Raw genomic sequence first — 16,386 nt, forward strand, 5'->3', positions numbered from 1 at the left:
CAGGCCAGGTTGGCCCAGACCCAGTAGCCGTACGGTCGGACACCGCCCGCGCCCTGGTAGTAGCGCTCGACCAACAGGTGGTACGCGGTCCACCAGTTGAACCCGGCGAGAGTGAAGGCCACCGGGGCCACCAGCGCGCCGAGCAGGAACAGCGGCACCGGGCGGGCGGTCCGGGTGAGCACCAGCACCGCGAGCAGGACCGCCGCCATCAGCCCCAGCCCGTAACTGAGGTAGCAGGTCCACCCGAACAGCAGACCCCCGCCGACCGCCGCCACGGCCGGGAAGCGGACCCGGCGGGTGGCGGCCAGGGCGAGCAGCGCCACCGACCAGGCCGCGACCGCGGTGAAGTAGCCGTCGGCCGACACCCCCGCCCAGACGGCGGCCGGGGCGAGGACGAGGAAGGGCGCGGCACGCCGGGCCAGACGCTCGTCGGCCAGCGCGCGCACGGTGATCAGGGCGGCCAGCACCGCCGAACTGCCCACCACGACACACCAGAGCGCCGCCCAGGCGCCGCCGCCGAGACCGATACGGTCCAGCCACACGAAGGTCAGCGTCGCGCCCGGCGGGTGCCCGGCGACATGGGCGGGCCAGTTGCCGGGCTCGCCGATCACGATGTGGTTCGTGAAGTCGCGCAGGGTGGCGGGGATGTCCTCGAAGCGGTCGATGACCCGCAGATACTCGTGCTTCGTGGTGAGCCGCTTCGCGACGCCCCGGTGCCAGCCGTCGATCAGCGCCAGCGAGAAGACCCAGGCCATGGACCCGGCCCAGGCCGCCGCCAGCAGCCCGCGCCAGGACAGCCGGGCGGCGAGCGGCGGGCCGTAGGCGACCACCAGGACCGCCATGACCAGGGCGGCCGGCGTGCCGGGACCCAGATGCGGGTCCCAGGAGGCCAGCAGGGGCGGCCACTGGGCGCGCAGACTGCCGTCCCGGTTCTGGATGGCATGGCCGACGACCACCGCGGCCGTGATCAGCAGCACGCCCGCGGCGGCGGCGATCAGGTCCGCCCGCCCCGCGCGCCGGGCACGGTCGTCGGTGCGGTCCGGCGGTGCGGGCGGGCCGTGCCCCGTGCCGTCCGCGGTGTCCGTGGGGGTGACGTCCTCGGTCTTCACGCTGGCACGCTATGCACACCGGGCGACGATCCGGCGGCAATCGGGCGGTACGGCGGGGCCGCGTCACCGAACCGTCAGATTCCCGCCCACCGGCATTCCGGTGGGCGCTCCTCCCGGCCGCGACGTCAGAATTTCGTCAGGAGTCGCGTCCGCCCGCAGACGGTGTTCTCCGCCTAGCGTCGGCCCCATGCCCGAACGCCGCCGGATCCGCGCCCTCCCCGACCTCCCCGGTTCCCTCCGCGCCCCGCACACGCCCGCCGACCCGGGATTCTGGCGCAGCCCCGTGCGCGGGGCGCGCTTCACCGCCGTGCTCGGCGTCGTCCTGCTCGCCGGGCTCACCCTGCTGTTCCTCACCGGTCTGCTCTCGTACGCCGCCTACAACCCGGACCTGAACCCGGTCAACGACAAGACCCCGGGCAAGGGCCTGCTCGGCTTCTACCTGTTCTCCTGGCCGACCGGCCCGCACTGGCTCTACCGGCTGACCCAGGGCCTGCACGTCACCGTCGGCATCGTGCTCGTGCCCGTCCTGCTCGCCAAACTCTGGTCGGTGATCCCCCGGCTCTTCGCGCTGCCGCCCGCCCGTTCCGTGGGCCATGCCCTGGAGCGGATCTCGCTGCTGCTGCTCGTGGGCGGGGCGCTGTTCGAGTTCCTCACCGGACTGCTCAACATCCAGCTGGACTACCTCTTCCCCGGGTCCTTCTACACCCTGCACTTCTACGGGGCCTGGGTCTTCCTCGCCGGGTTCGTCACCCATACGGTCCTCAAGCTGCCCCAGGCCGTACGGGTGTTGCGCAACGGCATCCCGCGCGGCGAACCGGACACCCTCGCCGCCCCCGACCCGCTGCCCGCCACCCTGTCCCGGCGCGGCGCGCTGGCCATGGTGGGGGCCGGGTCGCTCCTTCTGCTGATCACCTCGGCCGGCCGCAGCTTCGACGGACCGCTGCGCCGCATCGCGCTCCTCACCCCGCGCGGCGGCACCGACCCGGGACCGGGCCCGAACGCCTTCCAGATCAACAAGACCGCCGCCGCCGTACGGATCACGCCCGCCGACACCGGTGAGCGCTGGCGGCTGACGGTACGGGGGCCAGCCGGTGAACTCCGCTTCTCCCGGGCCGAGCTGCTGGCCATGGAACAGCACAGCGCGGCGCTCCCGATCGCCTGCGTGGAGGGCTGGTCGACCTCGGACCAGCTCTGGCGCGGGGTGCGGCTCTCCGACCTGGCGGCGCTCGCCGGATACCCGGACCGGCCGCCGGGCGTGTTCGTCGAGTCGCTCCAGCGCGGCGGCTCCTTCCGCAAGGCCGCGCTGCGCGACAACCAGGTCCGCGACGGCCGTTCGCTGCTCGCGCTGGAGGTGAACGGCGCGCCGCTGTCGCCGGACCACGGCTACCCGGCCCGGATCATCGTCCCCGCCGCGCCCGGAGTCCTGAACACCAAGTGGGTCGAGACCCTGACGTTCGGAGAGCTGTGATGTCCACCCGAGCCGTGCCGCCCCCGCCGCCGTCCCCGTCCACCGCACCCCGCCGCCCGCGCCTCTCACCGCGCCGTCTGTACGGCGAGGGCCCGCTCCACCTGCTCCTGCTCGCCGCCACGTTCTGCCTGGCCGGCTACGCGGGCGTACGGCTGTTGGACGGGGACACCGTCGGGGTGCTGCTCTGGTTCGCCGGGTCGGCCGTTCTGCACGACCTGGTGCTGCTGCCGGTGTACGCCGGGGCGGACCGGGCGCTGCGCGCCGCGCTCGGCCCCCGGACGGCCCTGGTGAACTTCGTCCGGGTGCCGGCGTTCCTCTCCGGGCTGCTCCTGCTGATCTGGTTCCCGCTGATCGCCCGGCGGACCGAACGGCGGTACGAGGCCGCCGCCGGCACCACCCCGGACGTCTACCTCGGCAACTGGCTGCTGATCACCGGCGCGCTGTTCGCGCTCTCCGCGCTCTGGCTGTCGGTCCGGGCGCTCCGCTCCCGTTCGGGCCGGCGCAACGAGACGAAGGTCCGTCCCTCCGCACCCCACTGATCGGCCGTACGCCAGCCGCACGCGCGGGCGTGCCGCAGCAGGGCCGGCGTCCCGATCCGCGCCCACGGGAACGGCTCGGCCGCGTCGTCGCCCGCGGCCGCGGGCGCGGTCCTCCCGTCCGGTCCGCCCCGGCCGTCGTCGAGCCGGACCCGGACCCGTTCGTCCACGTCGACGGGGGCGGTCTCGGCGATCAGCAGTCCGCCGGCGCCGAGCAGATCGGCCGCGCGGTCCAGCAGCGCGGCCGGGTCGCCCCCGATGCCGATGTTGCCGTCGAGGAGCAGGAGGGTGCCCCAACGGCCCTCACCGGGCAGCGGGTCGAACACACTGCGCAGCAGCGCCGCGCCGCCGAGCCCGCGGGTGCGGGCCACCGCCGCCTCGCTGACGTCGATGCCCAGCGCCCGGTGTCCGAGCGAGGCCAGCTCGGCGACCAGCCGGCCCGGCCCGCAGCCGATGTCCAGCACCGGCCCCTCGCACCGGTGCAGCGCGGACAGGTCGGCGGAGCCCGCGTCGGAGCACCAGCGTTCCACGTCCAGGGGCAGCAGCCAGCCGTCGCTGCGGCGGAGGAAGAGCGGACCCCGGCCGGTGCGCAGGGCGTTGGCGTACGGGTCGGCGCCCCAGGTGGCGGTGCGGACCGTGCCCGGCCGGGCTGGTGCGTCGGAGGCGTACGCGGTGTCGGCGGCCGTCTCATCGTGGGGGTCGGGCGCTTCGGCGCGGTCGGCGGGGGCCGGTGCGGCGAGTTCGGACGAGGGCACGGTCGTACTCATCGCACCCCCGCCCCGGTCAGCCGGCCGAGCGCCGCGGCGAACCGGTTGCCCGGCGCGGCCGTCACGACCCGGTGGGCGTCGGCCGCGGTGTCCACATCGACCAGCACCGGCAGATCGCGTACGACGAGCCCCGCCTCCACCAGCCTGCGCCGCTGCACCGCACCGGTCTCCGGGACGGACATCGGCACCCCGCGCAACAGTTCCGGATCGGGATCCGCCAGGCCCAGGGCCCAGAAGCCGCCGTCCTCGGCCGGACCGAACCAGGCCCCGGCGCCGTCCCAGGCGTCCGGGGCGAGAGCGGGGGCGAGCAGCGCGGCCGTGATCTGCGGGGTGTCCATGCCGACCAGGAGGGCCGGCCCCGTACACCCGCCGAAGGCCGCCGCGAGACGCTCGTCGAGACCGCCCGCGCTCTGCGGGACCACCTCGAACCCCGGAGGCACCCAGGGGCCCGGCCGCCCGTCGAGGACCAGGACGCGCCGTCGGGCGGGGAGGGCGAGCACGGTCTCCAGGGTGTCGGCGATGGCGGCGGCGGCCAGCTCGGCGGCCTCGGCGGGGGAGAAGGGCGGGCAGAGCCGGGTCTTGACCCGTCCGGCCACCGGTTCCTTCGCGATGACCAGCAGCTCCGTGGGCCCGTACACGTCCGTCCGACCGCCCCGGTCTCCGTGCGTGCTCATCGGACGGCCCCCGTTCCCGCGTGTGCGGCCCGGTCCGCCGCGCGGTCCGCCGGTGGTTCCCGCAGGACGCCCCGCATGTCGCGCACCGCGTGCCAGGTCCCGCGCCAGGTGCCGGTCACCTTCGACTTCCCGGTGCGCGGCCGGTAGGGGACGTCGCTCTCGGCGATCCGCAGCCCGGCGTCGGAGGCCCGGACCACCATCTGGAGCGGGTAGCCGCTGCGCCGGTCGGTGAGGTCCAGGGCGAGCAGGTCGCTGCGGCGGGCCGCCCGCAGCGGGCCGAGGTCGTGCAGCCGCAGGCCGGTGCGGCGGCGCAGCATCCGGGCCAGCGCCAGATTCCCGGCGCGCGCGTGCGGCGGCCAGGCGCCCCGGCCCTCGGGGCGACGGCGGCCGAGCAGCAGATCGCACTCGCCGTCCGCGATCCGCCGTACGAAGCCGGCGAGCAGCGCAGGGTCCAGCGAGCCGTCGCAGTCGCAGAAGCAGACGAACTCGGCCTCGGCGGCGAGCAGCCCGGCGTGGCAGGCCGCGCCGAACCCCCGCCTCTCCTCCGTGACGACGCTCGCGCCGAGGGAGCGGGCGAGTTCGGCCGAACCGTCGGTCGAACCGTTGTCGACCACGATCGCGCGCCAGCCGTCGGGGATGCGATCGAGCACCCAGGGCAGTGCGGCCGCCTCGTCGAGGCAGGGCAGAACGATGTCGGCCTTCGGCAGACCGGTGTGCGGGGCGGGCGGGAACGGAAGAGCGGCAGAAGAATCGGTCACCCGCCTCACCCTACGGAGACAAGTCCGGCATTCAGGGCATCAGGTTCTTACGAAACATGGACATCGGCCGGATGGGGGCGGTCGGCCACCGACGCGCCGGGGCGGGGGTGCCAGAGTGAAGGCCATGGAGAACACCCCGCCCGCCCGGCATCAGGAACCCGTCCCCCAGGTGGCGCGCGGCCGGGTCCTCGTCGTGGACGACGACCCGACCGTCGCCGAGGTCGTCGTCGGCTATCTGCACCGCGCCGGTTACGCCGTCGAGCAGGCCGGCGACGGGCCCGCCGCGCTCGAACTGTTCGCGGCACGCCGGCCCGACCTCGTCGTCCTGGACCTGATGCTCCCCGCCATGGACGGGTTCGAGGTCTGCCGCCGGATGCGCGAGCACGGGCCGGTCCCCGTCATCATGCTCACCGCGCGCGGCGACGAGGAGGACCGCGTCCTCGGCCTGGAAACCGGCGCCGACGACTACGTCACCAAGCCGTTCAGCCCGCGCGAGCTGGTCCTGCGGGTCGACTCCGTGCTGCGCCGCGCCCGGGCCGCCGCACCGGCGGGCGGGGCGGTTCCGCTGTCCGGCGGTGGGCTGAGCCTCGACCCGGCGGCCCGGCGGGCCCACCGCGACGGACACGGACTCGCGCTGACCTTGCGGGAGTTCGACCTGCTCGCCTTCCTTCTCCGGCACCCCGGAAAGGCGTTCGGGCGGGAGGAGCTGATGCGGGAGGTCTGGGGGTGGGACTTCGGCGATCTCTCGACGGTCACCGTCCATATCCGCAGGCTGCGCGGCAAGGTCGAGAAGGACCCGGCCCGCCCCCGGCTGATCCGCACCGTGTGGGGCGTGGGGTACCGCCTGGACCTGGACACGGAGGACCCGGGCGCGGCGGACGACGCGGGCCCGGCCGCCGTCCCCGTACCGCCGCCCGGGGGCCGGTCGCGGTGACCGACGTCCTGCTCATCGCGCTCTTCGCCTTCCTGGGAGCGGCGGCCGCCGGGCTCCTGGGCGTCGGCGTCCTGCGCCTCCTGCGGCACCGCTCGCTGGTGGTCTCGGTGAGCGTCGTCGCCGGGGTGGCCGTCACGGCGATGCTCGCCGGGACGCTGACGGTCGCCTGGGCGATGTTCCTGTCGTCCCATGACCTCTACGTCGTCACGACCGTCGTCGCCATGGCCGCCCTGGTCTCGCTGGCCACCGCCGTCCTGCTGGGCCGCTGGGTGGCCGACCGGAGCCGTGAACTGACCCTTGCCACACGGTCGTTCGGCGACGGCGGCACCTTCGCCGCGCCCGCAGGCCAGCCGACCGCCGAGCTGGCCGCGCTCACCCGCGAACTGGCCGCCACCAGCGCCAAACTGGACAGCTCGCGGGAGCGGGAACGCGCGCTGGAGGCCTCGCGGCGCGAACTCGTCGCATGGATCTCGCACGATCTGCGCACCCCGCTCGCCGGGCTGCGGGCGATGGCCGAGGCGCTGGAGGACGGCATGGCCGCCGACTCCGGACGCTATCTGCGGCAGATGAGGACCGAGGTCGAGCGGATGAACGCCATGGTCGGCGATCTTTTCGAACTCTCCCGGATCCAGGCCGGTTCGCTCGCCCTGGCGCCGGCCCGGATCTCTCTCTACGACCTGGTCGGCGACGCGCTGGCCGGGGCCGACCCGCTGGCCCGTGAGCACGGGGTGCGGCTGGTCGGCGACCGGGTCGACGAGGTGCCGGTGGAGGTCGACGGCAAGGAGATGAGCCGGGTGCTGGGCAATCTCCTGATCAACGCCATCCGCCGCACCCCGCCCGACGGCACGGTGGCCGTCGCGGCGCACCGGTCGGACGGCGGCGTCGTGCTGTCGGTGACCGACGGCTGCGGCGGCATCCCGGAGGAGGACCTGCCCCGGGTCTTCGACACCGGCTGGCGCGGCAGCCACGCCCGTACCCCGCCGGCCGGGGCGGGCCTCGGACTCGCCATCGTGCGCGGCATCGTCGAGGCGCACGCCGGACGGGCCGAGGTCCGCAACGTACAGGGCGGCTGCTGCTTCTCGGTCACGCTCCCGACAGCGTGACGGCGCCCTCCTCCGGGCGGCCCGCCGCGGCGCGCAACGGGGCCGCCGCGAAGTCCGCCATCCCCTCGGCGAAGGAGACCCGGGGCCGCCAGCCCAGCTCCGCGCGCAGCGCCCGCGAGTCGGCCGTGACATGGCGTACGTCGCCGAGGCGGTACTCCCCGGTCACCACCGGGTCCGGCCCGCCGTGCGCGCGGGCCAGCGCGGTGGCCATCTCGCCGATGGTGTGCGGCTCGCCGCTGCCGGTGTTGTACGAGGCGAAGGTCCCGGGCCGCCGCTCCCGTACCGCCTCCAGCGCCACCGCGTTCGCCGCCGCCACATCGTGGACGTGGACGAAGTCACGCCGCTGGCGGCCGTCCTCGTAGATGCGGGGGGCCTCGCCGCGGGCCAGGGCCGAGCGGAAGAACGAGGCGACACCGGCGTACGGGGTGTCGCGCGGCATCCCCGGCCCGTACACGTTGTGGTAGCGCAGGGACACCGCCCGGCCGCCCGTCGCCCGCGCCCACGCGGCGGCCAGGTGCTCCTGGGCCAGCTTCGTCGACGCGTACACATTGCGCGGGTCCGCGGGCGCGTCCTCGGAAACCAGGCCGGGCGTCAGTTCCGCTCCGCAGTCCGGGCAGTGCGGCTCGAAGTTCCCCGCCCGCAGATCGGCCTCGGCGCGCGGTCCCGGGCGGACCGTGCCGTGGCGCGGGCAGTCGTAGCGGCCTTCGCCGTAGACCACCATCGACCCGGCCAGCACCAGGTCCCGGACCCCGGCCGCCGCCATCTCCGCCAGCAGTACCGCCGTACCGAGGTCGTTGCAGCCGACGTACAGCGGGGCGTCCGCGAAGTCCTTGCCGAGGCCGACCATGGCCGCCTGGTGGCAGACGGCGTCCACTCCGGCCAGCGCGCCCGCCACCGTCTCCCGGTCCCGGACGTCCCCGACGACCACCCGGTCGCCCGGCAGCTCCGGGGGAGTGGCGCCGGGGTGGGCCGAGGGCAGCAGGGCGTCCAGCACCACGCTCTCGTGCCCGGCCGCGGCGAGGGCGGCGACGACATGTGACCCGATGAACCCGGCTCCGCCGGTGACCAGTACGCGCATGACCGCCACGCTAGGGCCCGATGATCCCTCGGGCCGGGCGCGGCGCGCGCACGTCACGGGTCCGTAAGGACGTGGGCGCACCTCGGGCTCAGGCATACCCCACTGAAGGCGTCACCACTCGGCAACAGCACCGGGAAACAACACTACTTAGTTTCAGCCACAGTTGACGATCTATCAATAATGGGACATTCCATTTGCCCTATCGACAAGGCGGGTTGGTGAGCTTAGGCTCACCTAAGTTCAGGTGGGCGGCTCCGTCGGCGTGCCCGCCTTCCGCACCTTCCCCTCACGCCTGACAGGCGGCTTTCCCAGACGATGGGAGTGACATGTCACAGGTTCTTCCTGGCGACACACCACTGGTCCACGACCTCATCGGCATCGGCTTCGGCCCGTCCAATGTGGCCATGGCGATCGCGCTCAGCGAGCACAACAGCAAAGTCGGCAGGCAGGATTCGGTCACCGCCCACTTCTTCGAGCAGCAGTCGAGCTTCGGCTGGCACCGCGGCATGCTCATCGACGACGCCACCATGCAGGTGTCCTTCCTCAAGGACCTGGTGACGCTCCGGAACCCGGCCAGCGAATTCAGCTTCCTCTGCTACCTGCAGAGCAAGGGCCGGCTGATCGATTTCATCAACCACAAGAACCTCTTCCCGCTGCGGGTGGAGTTCCACGACTACTTCGAATGGGCCGCGGCCAAGGTCGACGACCTGGTCTCCTACGGCCACGAAGTCGTCGCCGTCACGCCGTACGTCCACGACGGCACCGTGGAGTACCTGGACGTGACCGTCCGGTCCGGAGAAGGCCTCGCGGTCCACCGGGCCCGCAACCTCGTCATCGGCACCGGCCTGCGCCCCCTCATGCCCGAGGGCGTGGAGCGCGGTGACCGCGTCTGGCACAACTCCGACCTGCTGCGGAAGGTCGACGGCCTGGAAGGCACCTCGCCCTCGCGGTTCGTCGTCGTCGGCGCCGGCCAGAGCGCCGCCGAGAACGTCGCCTATCTGCACCGGAGATTCCCCGACGCCGAGGTCTGCGCGGTCTTCTCCCGCTACGGCTACAGCCCCGCCGACGACAGCAGCTTCGCCAACCGGATCTTCGACCCCGAAGCGGTCGACGACTACTTCGCCGCCCCCGAGGAGGTCAAGAGCCGTCTGATGGCCTACCACGGCAACACCAACTACTCCGTGGTGGACATCGACCTGATCGACGACCTCTACCGGCAGATGTACCGGGAGAAGGTCCTCGGCACCGAACGGCTGCGCTTCCTCAACGTGTCCCGGGTCACCGGAGTGAAGGAGGGTCCCGAGGGCGTCCGCGCCACCGTCAAATCACTGGTGACCGACGAGGATGCGGAACTGGACGCCGACGTCGTGGTGTTCGCCACCGGCTACAGCCCCGCCGATCCGCTCCGGCTCCTCGGCGAGGTCGGCGAGCGCTGCCTGCGCGACGACGCGGGCCGGGTCCGGGTGGAGCGCGACTACCGGATCTCGACCGATCCCGGTCTGCGCTGCGGCATCTACCTCCAGGGCGGTACGGAACACACCCACGGCATCACCACGTCGCTGCTCTCCAACACCGCGATACGGGTCGGCGAGATCCTGGACTCGCTGCTCGACCGCCGGGTCAAGTCCACCTCCGACGAGTCCCGGCCGGTCGCCGAGGGCGCCGGCGGCTAGCGGGTCGCCCGGGACGCCGAGTCCCGCCGACCCGCCGTGAGTTCCGTGCTCGGCCCGCCCGGTGACCTGCCGGACGGGCCGGGCGCGACCGTTCTGATCAAAGGGATATCGTTCCTCGACATGTTCACGACTGCAGTGGAGCGCCCCGCGCCCGGGGGGACGACGGACACCCGCGGACGGCGGGTGGCGGGGCTGGGTGTTCTCGCCGTGACGCTGGTGGTCGCGGCGGCGGTGTCGTTGGCCGTCGGGGCGCGTGCGCTCAGCCCCGGCGAGGTCTGGCACGGGCTGTTCGCGGACCCCGGCCCGGACCAGAAGCTCACCGAGATCCGCCTCATCGTGCAGACCGTGCGCGTGCCCCGGACGGTCCTCGCGATCGTGGCGGGCCTGGCCCTGGGGGTCGGCGGCGCGCTGATCCAGGGGTACACGCGCAACCCCATAGCCGACACGGGGCTGCTGGGGGTGAACGCCGGAGCCTCCTTCGCCGTGGTGTCGGTCATCGCCGTGTTCGGGTTCACCAACCCCTTCCAGTACGTCTGGTTCGCCTTCGTGGGCGCGGGCGCCGCCGGCGTCGTCGTCTTCGGCCTGGCGAGCATCGGCAGGGGCGCGGGCAACCCGCTGACCCTGGCCCTGGCCGGGCAGGGCGTCACGGTGTTCCTCGCGGCGATGACCACGGCGGTGGCGCTGACCGACCAGAAGTCGCTGAACGCGCTGCGGTTCTGGAACGCGGGCTCCGTGGCCGGCGTCGGCTTCGACGTCATCTGGCCGGTGACGGGGTTCATCGCCGCCGGACTGGTCCTGGCCCTGATCACGCTGCCCGCCCTGAACCTGCTCAACCTGGGCGACGACGTGGCGCGCGGTCTGGGCGTGAACATCGCGGCGAGCCGGACCATCGGCATCGTCGCCGTCACCCTGCTGGCCGGCGCCGCCACGGCGGCCTGCGGCCCGATCGCCTTCCTCGGGCTCATGGTGGCCCACGTGGCCCGCTATCTGACCGGCCCCGACTACCGCTGGCTGGTGCCGTACGCGGGTGTGCTCGGCTCCTGCGTCCTGCTGGTCTGCGACATCGCGGGCCGGCTGGTCGTGCGGCCGGGCGAGCTGGAATCGGGGGTCGTGGTCGCCCTGCTCGGAGCGCCCTTCTTCGCGGTCCTGGTGTGGCGAGGGAAGTTCAAGCAGGCATGAGGCAGGTTCACGAGCGCATGAGGGAGATCCAGGAGTCCATGAGCGGGACCGAAGTGAAAGCGACGATGGCGCCGGGCGTACGGCTCGGCCGCGTGTCGTTCGTCTGGCGGCCCCTGCTCGTCCTGGTCACGCTGGTGCTCGCGGCGGCGGCCTTCCTGGTCTTCTGCCTCTCCATCAGCGTCGGGGACTTCCCCATCGGCCTCTCCCGGGTCATCGCCACCATCTTCGGCCAGGGCGAACAGGTCGACGAGTTCGTCGTCATGGACCTCCGGATGCCCCGGGCGCTGGCCGGTCTCATCGTGGGCGTCGCCCTGGGCATGTCCGGGGCCATCACCCAGTCCGTGGCACGCAACCCGCTCGCCAGCCCGGACATCCTCGGGATCACCGGCGGAGCCAGCGCCGTCGCGGTGTTCCTGGTGACGGCGACGGGCGGCGCCGCCGCGGCGATCACCGGCTCGATCGGGCTGTCGGCGGCGGCCCTCGCGGGCGGCCTCGGCACCGGGCTGCTGGTGTACTTCCTGGCCTGGCGGCGTGGCGTCGACGGCTTCCGGCTCATCCTCATCGGCATCTCGGTGACCGCCATGATGCAGGCGATCACGACCTGGCTGCTGGTCTCGGCCGACATCCGGGACGTGGCGCGCGCCCAGGTATGGCTGGTCGGCTCGCTGGACAACCGGTCCTGGGACGAGGTCCGGGTGGCGTTCTGGTGCACCCTCGTCCTGCTGGCCGTCGTGGCCGCCGTGGCCTTCCAGTTCAAGCCGATGCACCTCGGCGACGACATCGCCGCCGGACTCGGCGTACGGTTCGGCCGGGTGCGGGCGGTCCTGCTGCTCTGCGCCGTCCTGCTGGCCGCCGTGGGGGTGAGCGCGGCGGGGCCGGTCCCGTTCGTCGCCCTGGTCGCGCCCCAGGTGGCGATGCGGCTGGCGAGGTGGCCGACGCCGCCGGTCATCGCCTCCGGGCTGGTGGGCGCGCTGCTGCTGATCGGCTCGGACCTCATCGCCCGCGCGGCGCTGCCGATCGGTCTGCCGGTCGGCGTGGTCACCGCCGTGATCGGCGGCCCGTTCCTCGTCTACCTGTTGGTACGGGCGAACCTCCGGTAGATGGTAAGAAGTAAGGCGAACCTCAGTAAGGGGGGCTTGTGGCCGCTCAGTTCACCGCCAAGGCCGATGCGGGAGTCAAGGACGCCGTACGGCTGGCAGCCAGGGGCATCACCGTCGGGTACGGCGGCCGGCCGGTCATCGACGAGCTCGACGTGTCGATCCCGCCCGGCGTGGTCACCACGATCATCGGCCCCAACGGCTGTGGCAAGTCCACCCTGTTGCGCACCCTGACCCGACTCCTCAAACCGGCCGGCGGCACCGTCGTGCTGGACGGCGAGGACATCGGCCGGCTCCGGACCAGGGACGTGGCGAAGAAGCTCGGGCTGCTGCCGCAGGCGCCGGTCGCCCCGGAAGGACTGACGGTCGCCGACCTGGTCGCCCGAGGACGCCACCCGCACCAGAGCTGGCTGCGGCAGTGGTCGTCGGACGACGCCGACGTGGTGCGGCGCGCGCTGGCCATGACCGGGGTTGCGGACCTGGCCGAGCGGCCCGTCGACTCGCTGTCCGGCGGACAGCGTCAGCGTGTCTGGATATCGATGACCCTCGCTCAGGGCACCGATCTGCTGCTGCTGGACGAGCCGACCACCTATCTCGACCTGGCGCACGCCATCGACGTACTCGACCTCGTCGACGATCTGCACGAGTCGGGCTGCACCGTCGTGATGGTGCTGCACGACCTCAATCTGGCCACGCGCTACAGCGACAACCTCGTCGTCATGCGGGCCGGGGCCATCCTGGCGCAGGGGCACCCCCGGGACGTGATCACCGCCGAGCTGCTGTACGAGGCGTTCGGGCTGCAGGCCAAGGTGATCGAGGACCCGGTGGGCGACCGGCCGCTCATCGTGCCGATCGGCAGGGCGCACGTCCGGCTCGAACCGTAGCGCCCGCGCTCACCGACGCCGTACCGCAGCACCGTTGTTGACGGTACGTCAAGTGAAAGCGACGGCTCTCGGCAATGTGATGCCGCTCAACTCATCCTGACCAGTGGAAAGTTCGCTGGTTAGGCTAGGCTGACCTCACTTGCTCGGGGTACAGTCTGGCTGCCCTCATACCGGGGCGCAGTGGACAGCGCGAAAGCAAGGGATTCCGGATGTCTCTCCATAGAACGACGCTTGTGAAGCCGTGGCAGCGGCTGGCCGCGGCACTGTCCGCCGCCACCCTCGGCGTCGGTCTCCTCGCGGGATGCGGCAGCGACTCGGCGGACGACAAGAAGAACGACGACACGCCTGCCGCGGCCGAGGGCGCGTTCCCGGTCACCGTGGAGCACGCGTTCGGATCCACCGAGGTCGCCAAGGCCCCCAAGCGGGTCGTCACCGTCGGCTACACCGACGACCAGGCGGTCCTGGCGTTCGGCATCAAGCCGGTCGGCATGGTCGACCAGTACCCGAACCCGGCCGGCCAGACGCCCGACATCAACACGCAGTGGCCCTGGGTGAAGGACAAGTGGGGCGACACCCGCCCCGACGTCGTCATGAAGAACGGCGACGCCGGCCCCAACTTCGAGAAGATCGCCTCACTGCGCCCGGACCTGATCATCGCGGTCTACTCCGAGGTCGACAAGGCGGCCTACGAGAAGCTGTCCAAGATCGCCCCGACCGTCGGCCGCACCAAGGGCGAGAAGGAACTCTTCAGCGCGCCGTGGCAGGACAACGCGGTGCACATCGCCAAGGCGCTCGGCAAAGAGAAGGAAGGCGCCGAACTGGTCAAGGGCATCCAGACCAAGCTGGACGCCGCCAAGAAGGCCCACCCCGAATTCGGCGGGCAGAAGGCCGTCGCACTGTCCTGGTACAAGGACTCCATCTCGGCGTTCACCTCCACCGACGTACGAGGCCGGCTCATCACGGGCACCGGATTCACCTACCAGACCGAGATCGACAAGGTCGCGGACGGCGGCTTCTCCGCCGAGCTCTCGCCCGAGCGCATCGACCTGATCGACGTCGACCGCATCTTCGTCATCAACGACAAGGCCGACACGGACGCGCTCAAGAAGTTCGAGCTCTTCAACAACCTGCCCGCCGTCAAGAACGGCAAGGTCTCCTACCTGCTGGACAGCGAGGGCCCGGCGGTCGGCGCCGCGATGTCCCAGGGCACCCTGCTCTCCCTCCCGTACGCGATCGACGAGCTCGTCGAGTCGGTCAAGTAGAGATGACGACCCGCCACCCCGTCCCCCGGCGAGATTCGGTATCCGTGTGACTGCCACCGACACCCGCGTCGCCCCCACGACCCTGCGCACGGCGACCGGACGCGAGGCGACCCGCTGGGTGGCCGAGCACTGCCGGCAGGCCCCGTGGCTGACGGCCTCCACCGTCCTCACCACGGTCGCCGGGGCCGCGCTCCAGGTGGTCCCGGTGCTGCTGCTCGGCCGGGTCGTCGACGGGGTGGTCGGCGGCGAATCACGCTCGATACTGCTCACGGTCGGAGTGCTGATGGTGGCTGCCGCGCTGTTCGGCGCGGCAGCCACCGCCGCCTCCACCTTCCTGATCGGGAAGCTCGGGGCGGAACTCCTCGCCCGGCTCCGCGAGGAAGCCGTCCGCGCGGTGCTGGGGATGCCCAGCGCACGCGTCGAAGAGGTCGGCCGGGGAGACGTGCTCTCCCGGGTCGGCGACGATGTGGCCGTGATCTCCAAGGGCATCCGGACGGCCATCCCCACCGTCTTCTCGGCGGGCGTCCTCGTGGCCATCGCGACGGTCGGCATGTTCGGACTCGACTGGCGCCTCGGCCTGGCTGGAGCCTGCGCCCTGCCCGCGTACGCGCTGGCGCTGCGCTGGTACCTGCCCCGCTCGGCGCCCCTCTACCGCAGGCAGCGGGTGGCCCAGGCCGACCGCGCCCAGGCGCTGATCAGCGGACTGAACGGGATCGACACGGTCCGGGCGTACCGCCTGGAGGACGGCGTACGCGAGAAGGTCACCGCCGAATCGTGGCGGGTGCGTGATCTCGGCGTCGAGGTGTTCCGCTTCTTCGGACGGTTCGTCGGCCGCGAGAACCGGGCCGAGTTCATCGGACTCGTCCTGATCCTGGTCGTCGGGTACGCCCTTCTGGAGGCGGACGCCGCCACCCTGGGCGAGGTCTCGGCGGCCCCGCTGATGTTCCACCGCCTGTTCACCCCGCTCGGCGCCATCATGTTCACCTTCGACGAGGCGCAGAAGTCCGGCGCGAGCCTCACCCGCCTGGTCGGCGTGTTCCACGAACCCTCCGAGGAGCGGCTGGTGGGCGACGGCTCTGTCCTGCCCGCCGACGTCGCGCCGTACCCGGTCACGGTGGAGGGGCTGACCTTCAGCTACCCCGGATCCGAGGAACCGGTGCTGCGGGAGGTGTCCCTGTCCATCCCGGCCGGCGGATCGCTCGCCCTGGTCGGGGCGACGGGCGCTGGCAAGTCGACCCTGGCCGCGCTCATCGCCGGCATCGGGAGACCGCAGGCCGGGTCGGTGCGCATCGGAACGCACGACCTCGCCGACATGGACGAGGCCGGGGCGCGCGCCCTGGTGAGCATCCTGACCCAGGAGACCCATGTGTTCTCCGGCCCGCTCGCCGACGACCTGCGGCTCGCCGCCCCCGACGCGAGCGACGACGAACTGCTGGACGCGCTGCGCACGGTCGGCGCCGGAGGCTGGGCCGAACTGCTCCCCGACGGTCTGCACGCCATGGTCGGCGAGGGCGGTGAGCGCCTGGACGTCACCAAGGTCGCCCAGATCGCCCTGGCCCGGCTGACGCTCGGCCGGTCACCGGTGGTCGTGCTCGACGAGTCGACCGCGGAGGCGGGCAGCGAGGGCGCCGCCGAGCTGGAACGCGCCGTGCTGGCCGCCTGCTCCGGCCGGACCACCCTGTTCGTGGCCCACCGCCTGACGCAGGCGATGACCGCGGACCGGATCGCCGTCCTGGACGAGGGTCGCGTGGTGGAGGAAGGAACGCACAGCGAGCTGGTGGAGCTGGGCGGCCAGTACGCCCGGCTGTGGCGTGCGTGGCGAGAAGGAAGTTAGGCAAACCGGGGCAAGGTCAGGTCAACTCGC

At 72.6% G+C, this 16,386-nt stretch carries 14 protein-coding genes; 9 read left to right on the forward strand and 5 right to left on the reverse strand.

All coding sequences use genetic code 11. The features are described from left to right. Nucleotides 1-1,109 (reverse strand): hypothetical protein (locus G3I54_RS20255; RefSeq protein WP_164616279.1); only part of this gene is annotated, 1,109 nt, incomplete at its 3' end. Nucleotides 1,110-1,296: 187 nt separating this feature from the next. Between G3I54_RS20255 and G3I54_RS20260 the strand changes: the two genes are divergently transcribed. Then, entirely contained in the window at nucleotides 1,297-2,577 is a 1,281-nt protein-coding gene (locus tag G3I54_RS20260) for a molybdopterin-dependent oxidoreductase (protein ID WP_164616280.1), read from the forward strand. 406 nt (nucleotides 2,578-2,983) lie between these two features. On the opposite strand, the gene G3I54_RS20265 is transcribed toward G3I54_RS20260, so the two are convergent. The 3 genes from G3I54_RS20265 to G3I54_RS20275 are packed head-to-tail and all read right to left on the reverse strand — an operon-like array spanning nucleotide 2,984 to nucleotide 5,312. Beyond that, complete coding sequence (locus tag G3I54_RS20265; protein WP_164616281.1) at nucleotides 2,984-3,880, reverse strand: class I SAM-dependent methyltransferase; 897 nt, start codon at nucleotides 3,878-3,880, stop codon at nucleotides 2,984-2,986. Continuing rightward, complete coding sequence (locus tag G3I54_RS20270) at nucleotides 3,877-4,554, reverse strand: DUF2064 domain-containing protein (RefSeq protein WP_164616282.1); 678 nt, start codon at nucleotides 4,552-4,554, stop codon at nucleotides 3,877-3,879. The genes G3I54_RS20265 and G3I54_RS20270 overlap by 4 nt, the downstream gene beginning before the upstream one ends. Then, nucleotides 4,551-5,312: a glycosyltransferase family 2 protein gene (locus tag G3I54_RS20275; RefSeq protein WP_164616283.1), complete on the reverse strand. Its 762-nt coding sequence runs from the start codon at nucleotides 5,310-5,312 to the stop codon at nucleotides 4,551-4,553. The genes G3I54_RS20270 and G3I54_RS20275 overlap by 4 nt, the downstream gene beginning before the upstream one ends. Before the next feature lie 124 nt (nucleotides 5,313-5,436). Between G3I54_RS20275 and G3I54_RS20280 the strand changes: the two genes are divergently transcribed. Together G3I54_RS20280 and G3I54_RS20285 are read left to right on the forward strand one after the other, a co-directional pair. After that, a complete protein-coding gene (locus G3I54_RS20280; protein ID WP_164616284.1) occupies nucleotides 5,437-6,246 on the forward strand; it encodes a response regulator transcription factor in 810 nt (269 codons plus the stop codon). Continuing rightward, the gene (locus G3I54_RS20285) at nucleotides 6,243-7,349 is read left to right on the forward strand and encodes a HAMP domain-containing sensor histidine kinase (protein WP_164616285.1); all 1,107 of its coding nucleotides are present in this window, start codon (nucleotides 6,243-6,245) and stop codon (nucleotides 7,347-7,349) included. The genes G3I54_RS20280 and G3I54_RS20285 overlap by 4 nt, the downstream gene beginning before the upstream one ends. Here the strand turns inward: G3I54_RS20285 and G3I54_RS20290 are convergent. Continuing rightward, on the reverse strand, nucleotides 7,330-8,427 hold the full coding sequence (locus G3I54_RS20290; protein ID WP_164616286.1) for an NAD-dependent epimerase/dehydratase family protein: 1,098 nt from the start codon (nucleotides 8,425-8,427) through the stop codon (nucleotides 7,330-7,332). The two genes, G3I54_RS20285 and G3I54_RS20290, sit on opposite strands and share 20 nt — an antisense overlap. A gap of 326 nt (nucleotides 8,428-8,753) precedes the next feature. On the opposite strand from G3I54_RS20290, the gene G3I54_RS20295 reads away from it, so the two are divergent. The 6 genes from G3I54_RS20295 to G3I54_RS20320 all read left to right on the forward strand — a co-directional run bounded on the left by G3I54_RS20295 (nucleotide 8,754) and on the right by G3I54_RS20320 (nucleotide 16,356). Next, nucleotides 8,754-10,100: a lysine N(6)-hydroxylase/L-ornithine N(5)-oxygenase family protein gene (locus G3I54_RS20295; protein ID WP_164616287.1), complete on the forward strand. Its 1,347-nt coding sequence runs from the start codon at nucleotides 8,754-8,756 to the stop codon at nucleotides 10,098-10,100. 120 nt (nucleotides 10,101-10,220) lie between these two features. After that, nucleotides 10,221-11,279, forward strand: a complete 1,059-nt coding sequence (locus G3I54_RS20300) for an iron ABC transporter permease (RefSeq protein WP_164616288.1) — start codon at nucleotides 10,221-10,223, stop codon at nucleotides 11,277-11,279. Between the two features lie 38 nt (nucleotides 11,280-11,317). Next, complete coding sequence (locus G3I54_RS20305) at nucleotides 11,318-12,379, forward strand: iron ABC transporter permease (RefSeq protein WP_164616289.1); 1,062 nt, start codon at nucleotides 11,318-11,320, stop codon at nucleotides 12,377-12,379. Between the two features lie 38 nt (nucleotides 12,380-12,417). Next, nucleotides 12,418-13,260 carry an ABC transporter ATP-binding protein gene (locus G3I54_RS20310; RefSeq protein ID WP_164616290.1) on the forward strand — a complete coding sequence of 281 codons (843 nt, stop codon included), beginning with the start codon at nucleotides 12,418-12,420 and terminating at the stop codon, nucleotides 13,258-13,260. Nucleotides 13,261-13,469: 209 nt separating this feature from the next. Continuing rightward, entirely contained in the window at nucleotides 13,470-14,522 is a 1,053-nt protein-coding gene (locus tag G3I54_RS20315) for an iron-siderophore ABC transporter substrate-binding protein (protein ID WP_164616291.1), read from the forward strand. Between the two features lie 46 nt (nucleotides 14,523-14,568). Beyond that, nucleotides 14,569-16,356: an ABC transporter ATP-binding protein gene (locus G3I54_RS20320; protein WP_164616292.1), complete on the forward strand. Its 1,788-nt coding sequence runs from the start codon at nucleotides 14,569-14,571 to the stop codon at nucleotides 16,354-16,356. Nucleotides 16,357-16,386 lie beyond the last annotated feature (30 nt).

Source organism: Streptomyces sp. SID14515 (genome assembly GCF_010548505.1).
GTDB lineage: Bacteria > Actinomycetota > Actinomycetes > Streptomycetales > Streptomycetaceae > Streptomyces > Streptomyces caviscabies.

What these genes read in the sequence shown, in the direction of transcription:
- G3I54_RS20265 (WP_164616281.1), bottom strand. Translation starts at nt 3,880, where the DNA reads ATGAGTACGACCGTGCCCTCGTCCGAACTCGCCGCACCGGCCCCCGCC.
- G3I54_RS20260 (WP_164616280.1), top strand. Translation starts at nt 1,297, where the DNA reads ATGCCCGAACGCCGCCGGATCCGCGCCCTCCCCGACCTCCCCGGTTCC.
- G3I54_RS20315 (WP_164616291.1), top strand. Translation starts at nt 13,470, where the DNA reads ATGTCTCTCCATAGAACGACGCTTGTGAAGCCGTGGCAGCGGCTGGCC.
- G3I54_RS20280 (WP_164616284.1), top strand. Translation starts at nt 5,437, where the DNA reads ATGGAGAACACCCCGCCCGCCCGGCATCAGGAACCCGTCCCCCAGGTG.
- G3I54_RS20300 (WP_164616288.1), top strand. Translation starts at nt 10,221, where the DNA reads ATGTTCACGACTGCAGTGGAGCGCCCCGCGCCCGGGGGGACGACGGAC.
- G3I54_RS20305 (WP_164616289.1), top strand. Translation starts at nt 11,318, where the DNA reads ATGAGCGGGACCGAAGTGAAAGCGACGATGGCGCCGGGCGTACGGCTC.
- G3I54_RS20290 (WP_164616286.1), bottom strand. Translation starts at nt 8,427, where the DNA reads ATGCGCGTACTGGTCACCGGCGGAGCCGGGTTCATCGGGTCACATGTC.
- G3I54_RS20270 (WP_164616282.1), bottom strand. Translation starts at nt 4,554, where the DNA reads ATGAGCACGCACGGAGACCGGGGCGGTCGGACGGACGTGTACGGGCCC.
- G3I54_RS20295 (WP_164616287.1), top strand. Translation starts at nt 8,754, where the DNA reads ATGTCACAGGTTCTTCCTGGCGACACACCACTGGTCCACGACCTCATC.